The 17,065-nt window shown below is 50.9% G+C and carries 8 protein-coding genes and 2 pseudogenes; 7 read left to right on the top strand and 3 right to left on the bottom strand.

Features of this window, described 5'->3' with window-relative positions; translation table 11 throughout:
• Positions 1-13 precede the first annotated feature (13 nt).
• Positions 14-2,704 (top strand): hybrid sensor histidine kinase/response regulator, encoded by a 2,691-nt coding sequence (locus tag JCM16496_RS15880; protein WP_025835517.1) that lies wholly within the window; start codon positions 14-16, stop codon positions 2,702-2,704.
• 24 nt (positions 2,705-2,728) lie between these two features.
• Here the strand turns inward: JCM16496_RS15880 and JCM16496_RS15875 are convergent, their stop codons facing one another.
• The gene (locus JCM16496_RS15875; RefSeq protein ID WP_025835515.1) at positions 2,729-4,504 is read right to left on the bottom strand and encodes a hydroxymethylglutaryl-CoA lyase-like TIM-barrel protein; all 1,776 of its coding nucleotides are present in this window, start codon (positions 4,502-4,504) and stop codon (positions 2,729-2,731) included.
• A gap of 144 nt (positions 4,505-4,648) precedes the next feature.
• On the bottom strand, positions 4,649-5,152 hold the full coding sequence (locus JCM16496_RS15870) for an RNA polymerase sigma factor (RefSeq protein ID WP_005828302.1): 504 nt from the start codon (positions 5,150-5,152) through the stop codon (positions 4,649-4,651).
• Between the two features lie 271 nt (positions 5,153-5,423).
• On the opposite strand from JCM16496_RS15870, the pseudogene JCM16496_RS15865 reads away from it, so the two are divergent.
• Positions 5,424-8,325, top strand: a pseudogene (locus JCM16496_RS15865) (M16 family metallopeptidase).
• A 188-nt stretch (positions 8,326-8,513) separates the two neighbouring features.
• On the opposite strand, the gene JCM16496_RS15855 reads toward JCM16496_RS15865, so the two are convergent.
• Positions 8,514-9,140: a trimeric intracellular cation channel family protein gene (locus JCM16496_RS15855; RefSeq protein ID WP_005836440.1), complete on the bottom strand. Its 627-nt coding sequence runs from the start codon at positions 9,138-9,140 to the stop codon at positions 8,514-8,516.
• Positions 9,141-9,292: 152 nt separating this feature from the next.
• Between JCM16496_RS15855 and JCM16496_RS15850 the strand changes: the two genes are divergently transcribed.
• From JCM16496_RS15850 to JCM16496_RS15825, 5 genes and pseudogenes are all read left to right on the top strand, one after another.
• Complete coding sequence (locus tag JCM16496_RS15850) at positions 9,293-10,387, top strand: UDP-N-acetyl glucosamine 2-epimerase (RefSeq protein ID WP_025835510.1); 1,095 nt, start codon at positions 9,293-9,295, stop codon at positions 10,385-10,387.
• Between the two features lie 299 nt (positions 10,388-10,686).
• The gene (locus JCM16496_RS15845; protein WP_025835508.1) at positions 10,687-13,272 is read left to right on the top strand and encodes a DUF5686 and carboxypeptidase-like regulatory domain-containing protein; all 2,586 of its coding nucleotides are present in this window, start codon (positions 10,687-10,689) and stop codon (positions 13,270-13,272) included.
• 293 nt (positions 13,273-13,565) lie between these two features.
• Positions 13,566-14,834, top strand: a pseudogene (locus JCM16496_RS15835) (replication-associated recombination protein A).
• A gap of 104 nt (positions 14,835-14,938) precedes the next feature.
• On the top strand, positions 14,939-15,895 hold the full coding sequence (locus tag JCM16496_RS15830; RefSeq protein ID WP_025835504.1) for a D-2-hydroxyacid dehydrogenase: 957 nt from the start codon (positions 14,939-14,941) through the stop codon (positions 15,893-15,895).
• Between the two features lie 9 nt (positions 15,896-15,904).
• A complete protein-coding gene (locus JCM16496_RS15825) occupies positions 15,905-16,990 on the top strand; it encodes an endonuclease/exonuclease/phosphatase family protein (RefSeq protein ID WP_025835502.1) in 1,086 nt (361 codons plus the stop codon).
• Positions 16,991-17,065: the final 75 nt, after the last annotated feature.

Genomic DNA, 17,065 nt, shown 5'->3' with positions numbered 1-17,065 from the left:
TAATACTGTAAGAATGAAAAACATTTTGAAACAAGCTGAAAACGCCGAGAGACTGTTGAAGCTGACGTCGGATACCATGCTCCTCCTAGACCGAGACGGCATTTGCATGGACATCGCAGTGTACAATGTAGACCTTTGGTTCATGAAGGAAGAAAAGTTGCTGGGCAAGAATCTGTTCCAACTGATACCGCCGTCCACTTATTACCAAGTATATCCGGAGTTCAAGAAGGTACTGACGCACAAAATACGTTCTACCCACAACTACGAAATGGTCTTGAACGGCACCACTTATTTCTTCAAGTGTATCATGTCCCCCTTTGATGGAATGGTGCTCTGCCAGTACCGCGACATCACGGAACGCAGCCAGCGCAAGCTGGAACTCGAAAGAAAAAACCAAGAGCTGAATGAAATTCAAAAAGCTGCGCTTATCGGAAACTGGCAATACGATTCCGACACCAAGAACTTCAAATATGCCGGACACACCAATATCCTATGCACAGAAGAGACGCAAGAAATCAATCTGAACGATTATCTGAAACTGATACTTCCCGAAGACCGGAAATCTTTCACCAACTGGCTGAAAGAAAATCTGAAAGGGAAAATGGAAAACAGTGTGGACTACCGCATCCTGCTCCAGGAAAAGATTTTCTATATACGGCTCAAGGCCTTTGCACGCGAATATCATAAAGGCAAAAATACCATTCTGGAAGGATATATACAGAATATCACCGACATTCAGCAACGGCGCAACGACATTAACCTGCTGACACATGCCATCAACAATTCCACCGAGGACATTTATTCGGCACACGAAGACGGCACGCTGATATTCTGCAACCGCTGCTTCAAGGAACGGCATGGCATCGGCAACACCCAAGACATCACCCGGATAAAGATATACGACCTGCCCTCATACGGCAGGGATGAAACATCCTGGAAAGAGTTTGCCAACCGCGTCAAACGTGGAGAGACGAACCACGGATACATCGTCTACCATCCGCTGCCCAAGCGTCCGGAAGTGCTCGCCATTGAAGGAAACGCCTATTGGGTGACGAGCGACAAAGGAGAAGGAACTATCTGGACATTCGGAAGAGACGTATCGACACGCATCCGCCACGAACAACAAATCAAACAGTTCAACCAGGTCTTGGACAAAATCATCGAAAACCTCCCCGCAGGCATTGTCGTGAAAGACATCAACAACAGTTTTAAATACCTCTACCGCAACCGCGAATCATACAACCGGGAAATCACCATACAAGATGCATTGGGGAAGGACGACTTCGACTTTTATCCCTTAGAAACAGCCCGAGAAAAGAGGGCACAAGACACAGAAATAGCCAGAACCGGCAAAGAGATGCACTGGATTGCAGAAGAGCGAAACGTGAACGGCAACCCCATCTATCTGGACAAGCGGAAGATGAAGATTGAAAGCAATGACTTCTCTCCCATCCTCCTGAGCATTGAATGGGACATCACGGAAATGGAACTGATGAAACGGGAACTGCTCGTGGCCAAAGAGAAAGCCGAGACCTCCGACCAACTCAAATCAGCCTTTCTCGCCAACATGAGTCATGAGATACGTACACCACTCAATGCCATCGTAGGCTTCTCGCGCATCATTGCCGAAAGCGCCGATGAAGAAGAACGGCTAAACTATTACGAAATAGTGGAATCGAACAACGAACGCCTGCTCCAGCTCATTAACGAAATCCTCGACTTATCAAAAATCGAATCGGGCATCGTGGAGTTCACCATCACGCCCGTACGCCTCCATCCGCTCTGCAAGGAGATACACGATGCACATATTTTCCGCTGTCCCGAAGGAGTGGAACTGATATATGAACCCTCTGACGAGAATATCGTGATTGACGGAGATAAGAACCGGATTTTCCAGGTCATTTCCAATCTGATAGGCAATGCCTTCAAGTTCACCACCACTGGGCACATCAGTTACGGGTATCGCCGGGAAGGCAAGTATGTAGCATTCCACGTCACCGATACGGGTATGGGCATTGCACCGGACAAGGTGGACCGGGTATTCGAGCGCTTCGTCAAGGTGAACAATTTTGCCCAGGGCACCGGACTGGGACTTTCCATCTGTAAAACCATCATCGAACGTCTGGGCGGCAACATATCCGTCACTTCGGAGGTGGGTAAAGGCACCACATTTACTTTTGTTCTCCCGCTGGAATCCGCCAGCAAAACAGAGGCGGAAAAGAAAGAAGAGGACAACCAGGAAACGACAGCAGAGACACACTCCACAGAGCAGAGGGGCAAAAATGCAGCCCCCGGAGCTTCCCCGAAGAATGAAGAGGCCGGAGCACTCCCTACCCCTCCTGCCAAGACCATCCTGATTGCCGAAGATACAGAAAGCAACTTCATCCTAATTAACGCCATTTTAGGCCGACTCTATCGGCTGAAACATGCCAAAGACGGCATGGAAGCCGTAACGATGTTTGAGGAAGTCCACCCCGACCTCATCCTGATGGACATGAAAATGCCAAACCTTGGCGGAATCGACGCCACGCGCATCATCCGTGAGCTGACACCGGATGTCCCCATCATAGCCCTTACAGCCTATGCCTACGAGCACGACAAGCAAGCTGCCCTGGAAGCAGGTTGCAACGACTTCCTTACCAAACCCTTCACTCAAGAAGTGCTGAAGGAAACCATCAAGAAATGGCTGGATAATAAAGGATGACTGAAAAAACAGTCATCCTCCACTTTATGCAAAAATATCACTTCGCTGGATATAAGCAATCACATCCCCTTTATTGACCACATCCCCTTGCTTGGCACAGACTTCCACCACACGTCCGGTAAACCCGGTCCATATCTTCTCGTATTCGCCCCACGGCGTAGAGATGTAGCAGAACACCTCATCATGCTGGTACTTGCGTCCGATGAAAGGAGCAGAAGAAGGACCTTCGACGGAAACCTCCCAAAGCACTTGCCCCTTGGAAGGCGCGATTATCGGGTCTGCCTTGGCACGCTTCAGCTTCTTGATTTCTTCTTCCGAGTATCCGTTTTTGGCCATCGCCGCATCCTTGGCACGCTGCAGGTCATCCTCAAAACGTTTCTTGGCAACGCCGGATTTATAGTCGCGATACTGCCGGTCGTGCATGGCAAGCTCGAAGAGTTCCTCGTCATCATCGCCATATTCCCAACCGTTTTCGTCCATCTCTTTCCGGTATGTATCCAGAGCATCCGGGTAGTTCAGCTGCGGGTCCGTATCCACGAACTCAAAGCCTTTGGACTTAGCCAGTTCCACTATCTCGGGCGCTAAAGTACCGGGGAGGCGTCCACTCTTGCCCAGAATCATGTCCCACGTATGGTTGTCTATCATCGTCCAACGCTCCTCTCCCTTTACCTGCTGCATGAGGTTCATCAAAGCCACATTCTTCACATACTGGCTGAAAGGAGTCACCAAAGGAGGATAACCCAGCTTGGGCCATACATATTCCACTTCGTCGAACAGCATGACGAGCAGGTCGTCCAGACTGAGTTCCGGCTCGTTCTTACCGCGCAGTATCATGTTGATGCCGGAATGCACTCCCTTCAAGTCGGCCATCATGGAGCCCATCATGCCACCCGGCAAACCGCACTTCAGCAAGAGTGAGGACATATGTTTATTGGTGGGGTCCATGAAATAACCCAAGAACTCGTCAATGAACTCCTGCGTCATGGCACGGGCTTTCATGTAGGCTTTCATGTTTATGTCGGGCACTTGGAAACCCAGGTCTTTCAGCATGGCCTGCACGGAGATGATGTCCGGATGAACCTTGCCCCACGACATGGGTTCCATCGCCACATCGATGATGTCGGCACCGTTCTCACAGACTTCGAGAATGGAAGCCATGGAAAGTCCGGGACCGCTATGCCCGTGGTATTGTATCAGCACATCGGGGTGCTTCTCCTTAATGGTTCTGACAAGCTGTCCCAGCATACCCGGACGTCCGATGCCCGCCATATCCTTCAAGCAGATTTCAGGTGCCCCGGCTTCAATCAACCGGTCGGCAATACTGGCATAGTATTCCACCGTATGGACGGGAGAATACGTGATGCAGAGCGTAGCCTGCGGTATCATGCCCGCTTCCAGAGCATATTTGATAGAAGGAATTATATTCCGCGTCTCGTTCAATCCGCAGAAGATACGGGTAATGTCCACACCCTGGGCATGCTTCACCTTGTACATCAGCCGGCGCACATCTGCCGGAACGGGATACATGCGCAGTGCATTTAGCCCGCGGTCGAGCATATGCGTCTGTATGCCTGCTTCCCTAAAAGGTGCGGTAAAGGCGCGTACAGCCTTGTTGGGATTTTCACCATACAGAAGGTTTACCTGCTCAAAAGCTCCTCCGTTTGTTTCAACGCGTGCAAAACAACCCATTTCAACTATCAACGGAGCAATACGTACCAACTGGTCTACCCGGGGTTGATACTTACCGGACGACTGCCACATGTCCCGGTAAACAAGACTGAATTTAATTTCCTTTTTCATCATAGTCAATAATAAGAGATTTTCCTTCGGTTAACTTAACATATACAAATATAAAGGATTATTCTGACATATAGTCAAGAATAACCCTTAAAAATTCATCATAAGCAATATGTTATATATCATATTGCTACTATCAAATTATTATCAGATGAAATCTTTCAATTCATCCTGCAACTTCTGGCGCGTAAAGAAGATGCGGCTTTTCACCGTTCCGAGCGGAAGGCCGAGGCGTTCGGCAATCTCGCGGTACTTGAAACCGGACACATGCATGGAGAAAGGGACTTTATAGTCGCGTGGAAGGGCATTGACGATGCGATGCATTTCTTTCAGGTCGTAGGCACCCTCGGTACTGGCAAAACCAGAGTCCTGGGGCATGCTGAGGTGATACTGATTGTCCGTCTGGTCCACAAAAGTCTGTTCGCGAACTATTTTCCGGTAATTATTGATAAAGATGTTGCGCATAATGGTATACATCCAACCTCTGAAATTGGTGTCGGGTTCAAATTTGTCTTCGTTATCCAAAGCCTTGAGAGATGTCTCTTGCAACAAATCATTCGCTTCTTCCCGGTCGGCTGTCAACTTGTATGCAAAGCGAAGCAGTTCTTCTTGCACTGCAAGCAAATCTTTTCTAAAACTGTAAGTATTCATACTTTGCTCAATTTTTAAATAGTTAATAATGGTTTAGGTTTTACGATTGCAAGTATAAGGAAGATTTGAAGCCCCGGGGGACGGAATACGGTTTTTATTAGGGGTGAAAACTATCATTTGACAGTTTACACCCCCCTCTCTGATAGTTTACGGGTGATATTATATACTGAAAACTATCATTTTCCGAAGATTTCGTAAATGTTACGTGATTTTTTTATAGCTTTGCCTACATATAGGAAAACACTTTTATTACATAAAAACACTTTATTTTATGAAATCATTTCAATTTAAGTCACTTCTTCTGCTGACTACCCTTATCATTTCCCTGCCCTCCTTCGGACAAGGACTGAAGGCGTTCAAGCTGAAGAACGGTCTTTCCGTATATATATGGGAAGATGAATCCAAATCGGACGTGTTCGGACTGGTAGGCGTACGTGCCGGTTCCATCAACGACCCCGAAGAGTACACGGGACTTGCACACTACCTGGAGCACGTCATGTTTAAAGGAACAGACAAGATAGGCGCGCTGAACTGGACGGAAGAAGAACCGATCTACAAGGAAATCATCGCCAAGTACGACCAGATGGCCGAAGAAGCCGACCCGGCAAAAAAAGAAGCCATCAGCAAGGAAATCAATGAGCTGACCGTCAAAGCTGGAAAATTGGGACTTCCCAACGAATACTCCAACCTGATGGAAAGCATGGGTGCCAAAGGGGTGAATGCAGGCACCTACTATGACTGGACCTTCTATCACAGCTCCTTCCCTGCCTATCAGATAAACAAATGGCTGGAAATCTCCTCACAACGTTTCCTGCATCCCGTATTCCGTTCCTTCCAGTCGGAGCTGGAAAACGTGTACGAAGAATATAACCGTTCACAAGATGACCAGGGACGTGCACAGAACCAGTTCGTGATGGAGAAAGCTTTTGAGGGACATCCTTACTCCCGTTCCATCATCGGCCTGCCCGAACATCTGAAGAATCCCCGCCTGAGCAAGCTGATTGAATTTTACGAACAATGGTATGTCCCCGAAAACATGGTACTGGTACTCGTAGGAAACATCAAAGCCCAACAAATCAGCGGACGCATCAATGCCGCCTTTGGACGTCTGGCTGCTAAGCCCGCACCCGAGCGCAAGGTCTACCAGAACCTCGAAATAAAGGGCCGCAAACAGTATTCGGCTAAAGTAGGATTCTACCGCAAGTGGCAATGGTATTCAATGGAGTACCTGCCGGACATCCCGACGAAGACGCTCTGGACATCGCCCTGGCACTGCTGAACAACAACAGTCAGACCGGAACTATGGACAAGCTGGTACTGGACGGTGAACTGACCAGCGCCGGAGCCTACACCCGTACTTTCCGCGAACAAGGACGCGCCATCGTAGCGGCCATTCCCCTCTACGACGAAAACCAGCGCCGTTTCGAGTCGACCAAGAGCGCCGAAAAGAAAGCCTTGAAAGCCATCCAGCAAATCGCCAACGGAGAATTCGAGGACTGGAAAATTGATGCCATCAAAGCCGAGAAATGCCGCCAGTTCGACCTGGAAATGGAGTCGAACGAGGACAAGGCCATGATACTGATGAACGCCTTCTACAACGAGCAGGACTTGGGCGACATACTCAATTACAAGGACAAGATTATGGCCATCACCACTGACGACATCAAGCGAGTAGCCAAGAAATATCTGTCAGACAATTACCTGGCCCTATATATCGAAAAAGGAAAGCCTGACAAGAACGCCAAGATTGAGAAGCCGGGTTACAAACCCGTAGAACCTCCGATAGGAAAAGAATCGCTCTATGCAACACAATTCAAAAACCTGCCCATCGGACAGATGGAGGAGAAATTCGCAGACTACGGCGAAGTGCAAATCAAGCAACTGAACGACCGTTCAAAGATGTACTACACACCCAACAAGGAGAATAACGTATTCCAGTTGGTTGTACAATACGGAGCCGGTGAACGCGAATTCCCAAAACTTGGCTATGCCGCCCAGTTGATGAACAACGCAGGCATCATGGGGGCCTACGAACCGCAAGAGTTGAAAGAAGAACTCAGCAAGCTGAACGCAACCTGCCACGTGACAGCCGATGATGACAACCTCTACATCATCATGGAGGGCTACGAAGCCACCCTGCCGCAAGCCTGCCAGCTACTTTCACGCCAGATTTTGATGCCAAAACTGGACGAAAAGCAACTGGCACGTCTGAAAGGTTCGGCAATGGGTATGCGCCAGCAGCGCAAAGACAACGTCAGCATCCTGAACGAAGCACTGCGGCAGTACATGCTCTACGGAGAGAAATCAGACTACATCAAGGAACTGACCGACAAGGAGATTTACGAATTACAGATTTCAGAACTGACGGGCGACATCAACCGCGCCTCCAACTACGAGGCAAAGGTGTTCTTCACCGGAACACTCCCCTTCGACCAAGTATACGATATCCTGAGCAAGAACCTCCCATTGGTGGCCAACGAACGCCCGTCCAACTCCCCACAGGCAAAGGACATGATGCCGGTGACCGAAAACACCGTCTACTTCCTGCCTAACAACGATGCAGAACAAGCCCAAATCCACCTCTACATCCCGATGCAGAAGGCTGACAAAAAGGACGACGTGCTGCGTAGCGCATTCAACCAATACTTCGGTCTTGACTTCACCGGCATCGTTCTGAACGAAATCCGCGAAAAACGCTCCATGGCCTATACAGCTACGCATTCGTCGGCACGCAAGGCATAGCCGGAAAAGCAAGCTATCTGCGCGGCTACATCGGTACCCAGAACGACAAGGCAAACGATGCATTGGACGTACTGATGGGTCTCGTCAACGACATGCCGAAAAATCCGGAACGTATCGACAACATCAAGAGCTACCTCCGCCAAGCCATGCTGACCAGTCACCCCAGCTTCCGCAACAAAGCCATGGAACTGGTAGACTTGGGCTACAGAGGCTACACAGACGACCCAGCAAAGGAAAACCTGCCGAAAGTAGATGCACTGACCTTTGACGACATCGTGAAATTCTACGAAGAGAACATCAAAGACAAACCTTACTGCATTTCCATCATGGGCAACCCAAAGAACATTGACCTGAAGCGACTGGAAAAATTCGGCAAGGTAGTGAAACTGAACGAACGCAAACTTTTCAACACGAAGGATGCATTGTTCTAACCTTGTTTTATCCCTTTAGCAATCCCATCCTCCTTCCCCCTTATCAGGGGAACGAGGAATATGAAAGATTCCCCGACATTTCGGTTGCAAATGCCGGGGAATCTTATTTTTAACACCTGAAGTTCTTTTGCACATTGCCCGGAATTTCACCGGAAAATCCCTGAGATTCTCAGACAGCAGATAACGGACTACCCTTCCTGCTCCTCTTCATTGCCCGAAAGGATAGGCAGGCAAATCCTATACTTCACCGCCAGTATGCGGGTAACGAACACCGTCACACCGCCCACAATCTGACACACGAAAGACTCCATCCCCAGAAGATGGCACATCCAGTAGAAGGTTCCTCCCACCACACAAGCCATCGCATAAATCTCCTTCCGGAATATCAGCGGAATTTCGTTAATGAATACGTCACGTATCACACCTCCCGCAGCCCCGGTGATGCTGCCCATAATGATGGCCACCCAGAAGGGATAGCCCAGCGCGATGCTCTTGCCCACGCCGACCACCGTGAACAGTGCCAGGCCGATACTGTCGAATATGAAGAACGTATTGTGCAGATGGATGAGATGTTTACCGAAGAGGATGACCCACAACAAGGCCAGTCCGGTACAAATCAAGTAAATGGGATCCGTCATCCAGCCCGGGGTGACGTCCAGCAACAGGTCGCGTATCGTACCGCCGCCAATGGCCGTCACAAAACCCACCACATACGCTCCAAACCAGTCGAACCGCTTGGCCGAGGCCAGGCGTATGCCACTGATGGCAAAGGCAAATGTGCCAATGAAATCGAGTATCTGAACAAATGTTGGCATTATCACTTTGAGAATTAAAAATTAAAAATTATAAATTAAACATTGAATAAGTGTGTATTTTCAACAGACACTCTGAAAATAATAGGCAAAGTAACAAATAATTTCCCTAAGAAAACGTATTTTTGTCGTATCATTTTTCACCAACTACGACAATGAGAATAACAATCGTATCGGGCGCACGCCCCAACTTCATGAAAATAGCCCCCATCTGCCGCGCCATCGACGCCGCCAGAGAGGCAGGAAAGAACATCTCCTACCGCATCGTCTACACCGGTCCGCAGGATGACACCAGCCTGGATGCCTCGCTCTTCTCCGACCTTTCCATGAGGAAACCGGATGCCTACCTCGGTGTCACCGGACACAACCACTCGCAGGTGGCAGCCTCCATCATGCTCGCCTTCGAGCGGGAGTTGGACGGGCATCCGGCACAAGTCGTACTGGTGGTAGATGACATGACCGCCACTATGAGCTGCTCCATCGTCGCCAAGAAGCGCGGACTGAAGGTGGCGCACGTCATAGCCGGCACACGCTCTTTCGACATGAACATGCCCCGCGAGGTGAACCGCACCATCGTGGACGCCATTTCCGACTATCTCTTCACCGCCGGCATGGTGGCCAACCGCAACCTCAACCAGGAGGGCATGATACCCGAATATATCCACTACGTGGGCAACATACTGATTGACACCATCCGTTTCAACCGCCACCGCCTGGTGCAGCCCATGTGGTTCTCCAGCCTCGGCCTGCGGAAAGGGAACTACCTGCTGCTCACCCTCAACCGCCGCGACCTGCTGGAGAAGAAAGCCGTACTGCACTCCCTGCTCCAGACCGTCATCGAGAAGGCCGGCGGCATGCCTATCGTCGCCCCGCTACACCCCTACGTGCAAAAGGCGGTGAAGTCGCTGGAAGTGAATGCTACCAACCTGCACATCCTGCCTCCGCAGAGTTACCTGCACTTCGGATTCTTCATCAACCAGGCACGGGGCATCGTCACCGACTCGGGAAACATCGCCGAAGAAGCTACCTTCCTCGACGTCCCCTGCATCACCCTCAATACCTATGCCGAGCATCCCGAAACCTGGCGCATCGGTACCAACGAGCTGGTAGGCGAAAATTCCTTCGCTCTCTCCGCCTCGCTCGACAAGCTGCTGCACGGAGAATGGAAGCACACCACCCTGCCCGACCGCTGGGACGGACGAACGGCGGAACGCATCGTACAGACACTACTGAACGGCAACAATTCATAATCCTCCATAAATTCTATCCCAAGCTTGCAAACGTCTATCCCAAACCTACGGACGCTTATCCCAAGCTTGGGTCTTTCTATCCCAAGGCTTGGGATAGAACTTTTTCCATACGTTGTGCAACTTTATCCTTTATATCCGGCAACTTTTCTATAAGGATTCTGTACGTTTTTTATCTGTATCCGGCAAACAAGACATACGACTTTCACGTTCATTTAACCATATCTCCCGTTTCTTTAGTCTATATTTGCTTCTTGATTAACCTTAATTTGTTAACTTTGCGCCCGAATTATCTGTAACTTATGAAGCAAAGATATACAATTTACGCCCTTTTCCTGCTGTCACTGTTCGTCTCCATCAGCGCATCCGCCCAGATAAAGGGTGTCATCACAGACTCCCTCACGAACGAACCGCTAATGTACATCACCGTACAGTATGAAGGGAAAGGTGTAGGCGGCATCTCCAACGCAAACGGTGAATACCAGGTGGAAACCCGCAAAGGCTGGGATGAGCTGACGTTCTCTGCTGTAGGCTATATCACCAAGAAAGTAAAACTAAAACCCGGCACCCGGGTGCTGAACGTCAAACTGCAATCGGATGACATCATGCTCTCCGAGGTCGTGGTGAAGCCCAAAAAGGAGAAATATTCCCGCAAGAACAACCCCGCCGTGGAGTTCATGAAGAAGGTCATCGAGAACAAGAAGGCACTGAAACTGGAAGAGAACGACTACTACCAGTACCAGAAGTACGAAAAGATGAAGATGTCGCTCAACGACGTCACCCCTGACAAAATGGAGAAAGGCATCTACAAGAAATTCTCCTTCTTCAAAGACCAGGTGGAGGTATCACCCAAGACCAACAAAATGATTCTACCCATCTCCATCAAGGAGACGGCCAGCAAGACCATTTTCCGTAAAAACCCCAAGAGCGAAAAGACCATCATCGAAGGTATGAACTCCACCGGTATCGAAGAGTTCTTCAACACCGGAGACATGCTGGGGACCATCCTTACGGACGTATTCTCCGACATCAACATCTACGACGACGACATCCGCCTGCTGCAACGCCGCTTCGTCAGCCCCATCGGCCGCGGAGCCATCAGCTTCTACAAATACTACTTGATGGACACGCTCATGGTGGATAGGCAAGAGTGCGTGCACCTCACCTTCGTTCCCCAGAACCCGCAGGACTTCGGTTTCACGGGGCACCTCTACGTGGTGAAGGACTCCACCTATGCCGTGAAGAAATGTACCATGAACCTGCCCAAGAAGACGGGTGTCAACTTCGTGGAAAACCTCGACATCGTGCAGCAGTTCGAACAACTGTCCGACGGAAACTGGGTGCTGACCGACGATGACATGACCGTAGAACTGCACTTCGTGAAAGGTATCCAAGGCCTGGAAGTGCAGCGGACCACCAAGTACAGCGACTATCAGTTCACGGAGATAGAACCCCGCCTCTTCCGCCTGAAAGGAAACGTCATCAAGGAGGCGAACATGCTTGCCAAGAGCGACGAGTATTGGGCGAAAGTGCGCCAAGTGCCCCTCACCAAGAAGGAGAGCACGATGGACGTATTCATGAACCGCATCGAACAGATTCCCGGCTTCAAGTACGTCATCTTCGGGGCGAAAGCCTTGATTGAGAACTTCGTGGAAACGGGCAGCAAGAACCATCCCAGCAAGTTCGACTTCGGCCCCATCAATACGATGATAACCAGCAACTACGTCAACGGCACGCGCTTCCGTCTGAGCGGCATGACAACCGGTAACCTCGACCCGCACTGGAGCCTGAGCGGTTACGGCGCCTACGGAACCAAGGACAAGAAATGGTTCTACTCCGGACAGGTGGCCTACTCCTTCAACAAGCGCGAATACGTATTGTGGGAGTTCCCGAAGCACTACATCGCCTTCAAGTACACCTACGACGTGATGTCTCCCATGGACAAGTACCTCGCCACGGACAAGGACAACTTGTTTGTCGGCTGGAAATGGACCACGGTAGACCAAATGTCGTATATGCGCGACGCCACACTGACCTACGAACTGGAGACCAACACCGGCTTCTCCGTCCAGGCCATGGCACGCCACCGCAACGACCAGCCTGCAGGCATACTGCAATACTGGAAAAACAACGGCGGAACACCCGGCACATGGGATGAAAAGAATACGCTGGTGCATGACATCACCACCACTGAACTGGGGTTGACCTTACGCTATGCACCCGGCGAAACATTCGTCAACACCAAGCAGCGCCGCGTGCCCGTGTCGCTGGATGCTCCGATATTCAGCCTCTCGCACACCTCCGGTTTCAAGGGCGTACTGGGCGGAGAGTATAACTTCAACCTGACGGAAGCCAGCATACGCAAGCGCTTCTGGTTCGGCTCGTGGGGTAAGCTGGACATTACGGCACGTGCCGGTGCGCAATGGAACACCGTCCCCTTCCCTCTGCTGAACCTGCCGATGGCGAACCTCTCGTACATCACGCAGAACAACGAATCGTTCAACCTCATCAACAACATGGAGTTCCTGAACGACCGCTATGCCTCGCTCAACCTGAGCTACGACATGAACGGAAAACTCTTCAACCGCATCCCGCTCATCAAGAAGCTGAAGTGGCGCGAGATGTTCCGTGTCCGCGGCCTGTGGGGCACGCTGACCGACAAGAACAACCCGTACAAGAGCAGTAACCCGGACTTGTTCCTCTTCCCCACGCGCGACGGTGTACCCACCAGCCACATCATGGACAAGACCCCCTATGTGGAAGCCAGCGTAGGTATCTACAACATCTTCAAGCTGCTCCATATAGAATATGTACGCCGGCTGACTTATACCGACATCCCCGGAACAAAGAACTGGGGAATACGATTCATGATATTGACAGTGTTTTGATTAGTTATTAGTTATTAGTGATTGGTGATTAATTATGGGATGAGTAATAATGATGAAAGAAAGTATATTAAAAGATAAATCGATGGATTTTGCAGTACGTATAGTAAACCTATACTATTATTTAAATGATAAAAGGCAAGAGAGAGTGATGTCTATCACACCCCAACAATACGATTCCCTCAATGAAGATTGTGTAATTCTTATAAAAATGATAACCGCTACTATCGTTACTTGCAAAAAGAACAACTCAAAACCACCAATCACCAATAACTAATCACTAATAACTAACAACCATGCCTCCATTAGCAGAACGGCTTCGGCCAAGAACATTAGACGAATACATCGGACAGAAACATTTGGTGGGTCCGGGTGCGGTGCTGCGCAAAATGATTGATGCAGGACGTATCTCTTCGTTTATCCTATGGGGCTCCGGGAGTGGGAAAGACAACCCTGGCACAGATTATCGCCAACAAGCTGGAAACCCCTTTCTATACGCTCAGTGCCGTGACCAGCGGCGTGAAGGACGTGCGCGACGTGATAGAGCGTGCCAAGAGCAACCGCTTCTTCTCGCAAGCCAGTCCCATCCTCTTCATCGACGAGATACACCGCTTCAGCAAGTCGCAACAAGACTCGTTGCTGGGAGCCGTGGAGCAAGGCACCGTGACGCTGATAGGCGCCACCACAGAGAACCCCTCGTTCGAAGTCATCCGCCCGCTACTGTCCCGCTGTCAGCTCTATACCCTGAAGTCACTGGAGAAGGACGACCTGCTGGAACTGCTGCAACGCGCCATCACCACAGACACCGTGCTGAAGGAACGGAAAATAGAACTGAAAGAAACCACCGCCATACTCCGCTTCAGCGGAGGAGACGCCCGCAAGCTGCTCAACATTCTGGAACTGGTAGTGGAATCCGAAGCCGGAGAAACCGTCATTATTACCGATGACATGGTGACCGAGCGCCTTCAACAGAACCCTCTTGCCTATGATAAAGATGGAGAGATGCACTACGACATCATCTCCGCCTTCATCAAATCCATCCGGGGCAGCGACCCGGATGGCGCCATCTACTGGCTGGCACGTATGGTCGAAGGCGGTGAAGACCCTGCTTCATAGCCCGCCGCCTCGTCATCTCCGCCTCCGAAGACATCGGACTGGCCAACCCCAACGCGCTGCTGCTTGCCAACGCCTGCTTCGACACGCTGATGAAGGTAGGATGGCCCGAAGGACGTATCCCCCTGGCAGAAGCCACCATATACCTTGCCACCAGCCCCAAGAGCAATTCGGCCTACATGGCCATCAACAACGCCCTGCAGCTGGTACGCGAAACGGGTAACCTCCCCGTACCCCTGCACCTGCGCAACGCGCCCACCAAATTGATGAAGCAATTGGGCTACGGCGAGAACTACAAGTACGCCCACGACTACCCCGGCAACTTCGTCAAGCAACAATTCCTGCCCGACGAATTGAAAGACCGCCGTATCTGGGAACCACAACTCAACCCTGCCGAGCAGAAGCATAAGGAACGGATGCAGCAACTCTGGGGAGGGGAAAAGAATTGGTAAGCTATCAATTCAAATTAAAAATTAAAAATTGAAAATTAAAAATTAAAAGTTGGAGATTAAAAGTCGGATACAGAAAATCTCCACAACAAATAACTCATAACTCCATGAATATAGTAGTATTAGACGGCTATGCCGCCAACCCCGGCGACCTTTGCTGGGACGAATTGCAAGCCTTGGGCGAGTGCACCATCTACGACCGCACCGCCCCTGCGGAAGTATTGGAACGCGCCGCCGGTGCAGAAATCCTGCTGACCAACAAAACTGTGCTCACCGCCGAACACATGGCCGCACTGCCCGAACTGAAGTATATCGGTGTGCTGGCCACCGGATACAACATCGTAGACACCGCTGCCGCCAAAGAACGCGGCATCATCGTCACCAACATTCCCGCCTACAGCACCGACTCCGTTGCCCAGATGGTCTTTGCCCATATACTGAACATCGCCCAGCAAGTGCAGCACCACTCCGAAGAGGTGCACCGCGGTCGCTGGACAGCAAGCAAGGACTTCTGCTTCTGGGACACGCCGCTCATCGAACTGCGCGAAAAGAAGCTCGGTATCGTAGGTCTGGGCCACACCGGCTTCGCCACGGCACGCATCGCCATCGGATTTGGCATGAAGGTATGCGCCTACACCTCCAAGACCAACTTCCAGCTTCCTCCCGAAATCCGCAAGATGGAGCTGGACGAGCTGTTCCGCGAATGTGACATCATCAGTCTGCACTGTCCCCTCACCGACTCCACCCGCGAGATGGTAAATGCAGAACGGCTCCGGCTGATGAAGCCCACCGCCATCCTCATCAATACCGGACGCGGCCCGCTCATCAACGAACAAGACCTTGCCGACGCACTTAACAACGGCACCATCTATGCCGCCGGCGTAGACGTACTCTCGCAAGAGCCTCCCCGTGCCGACAATCCGTTGCTCTCTGCCCGTAACTGCTACATCACTCCGCACATTGCCTGGGCAAGCACTGCCGCGCGCGAACGCCTCATGCAGATTATGCTCGAAAACATCAAGGCATATCAAAATGGCAAGCCAGAAAATGTAGTGAATAAATAAGCAAACAACATGGGAAAGTCCGCCGTAAAAGGTCTGTTCTACATCTGCCTGATAGCAGCGACATTCGTCTTGGCCACCATCACCATAGTGGCAGCCTTCTCAGGAAGCGTGGCTCCGGTCGATTCCGTCATCATGCCATTACTGGGGCTGGCAGTGCCCGTACTCCTGATTGCCAATCTGATAACGTCACTCTGCTGGGCGTTGGCCCGTAAGCGCTGGGCACTGGTTCCGCTGGTGGCATTCTTCTGCAACTGGGGATATCTGACGTCTGTCTTCCAGCTCCACCTGCCGAAAGACAAGACCCCGGCAGGAAAGTATCTGAAGATAGCCACCTACAACATACATAACTTCGGAGGTGAGATTACCGGTTATTCCTGCAAGGAGATAGCCCGGTACATGCAGCAGGAGGGCGTAGATGTGTTGTGCTTCCAAGAGTTCGGAGACAACAGTGACTTCCCCACGGACAGCATACGGCGCGTACTCTCGCATTGGTCACACGCGCTCATCCCTTCCGAAGACTCCGTCAAGGACGTACTGCCTATCGCCGTATTCAGCCGCTATCCATTGGCGAACCACCGTTTCATCACTTACCAGCACAGCTCCAACTGTAGCATGATGTGCGATGTAGTGATGGCTACGGATACCATACGTCTGATAAACAACCACCTGCAGACCACCAGCGTCAGCCAGAAACGCAGGAAGTGGGAACGCGAGCTGGCCACCGACGACACCCGCCGTGAAGTCCGGGCAGCCAAAGATGCCGCAGGCACCCTGCACGAAAACTTCATGAAACGGGCCACGCAGACTTACGTCATCAGCCACTACGCCAAGACCAGCCCCTATCCCGTGCTGCTATGCGGCGACTTCAACTCAATACCTTCCTCCTACACCTACCACCATTTGAGGAAAACCCTCAAAGACGGATTCCGCACTGCCGGAAACGGATACATGTACACCTACCGCTATGCCAAACGCATGTTGCGTATTGATTACATCTTCCACTCCCCCAGCCTGAAGGGTATCGAATACTACTCTCCGGACCTGGATTTGTGCAGCGACCACAATCCGGTGATTATGGAGGTTGAAATACAATAAAGTAAAGAAAGCCAAAAACAATAAGGGCTGTCCCGGAAATCCCGGAACAGCCCTTGCCTTATCATATTCCGCCAT

Origin of the sequence: Bacteroides rodentium JCM 16496, assembly GCF_000614125.1 — a bacterium.
GTDB classification, from domain to species: Bacteria; Bacteroidota; Bacteroidia; order Bacteroidales; family Bacteroidaceae; genus Bacteroides; species Bacteroides rodentium.
Note: the sequence above shows the minus strand (reverse complement) of the source record. Positions and strands in the feature narration are given on the sequence as shown.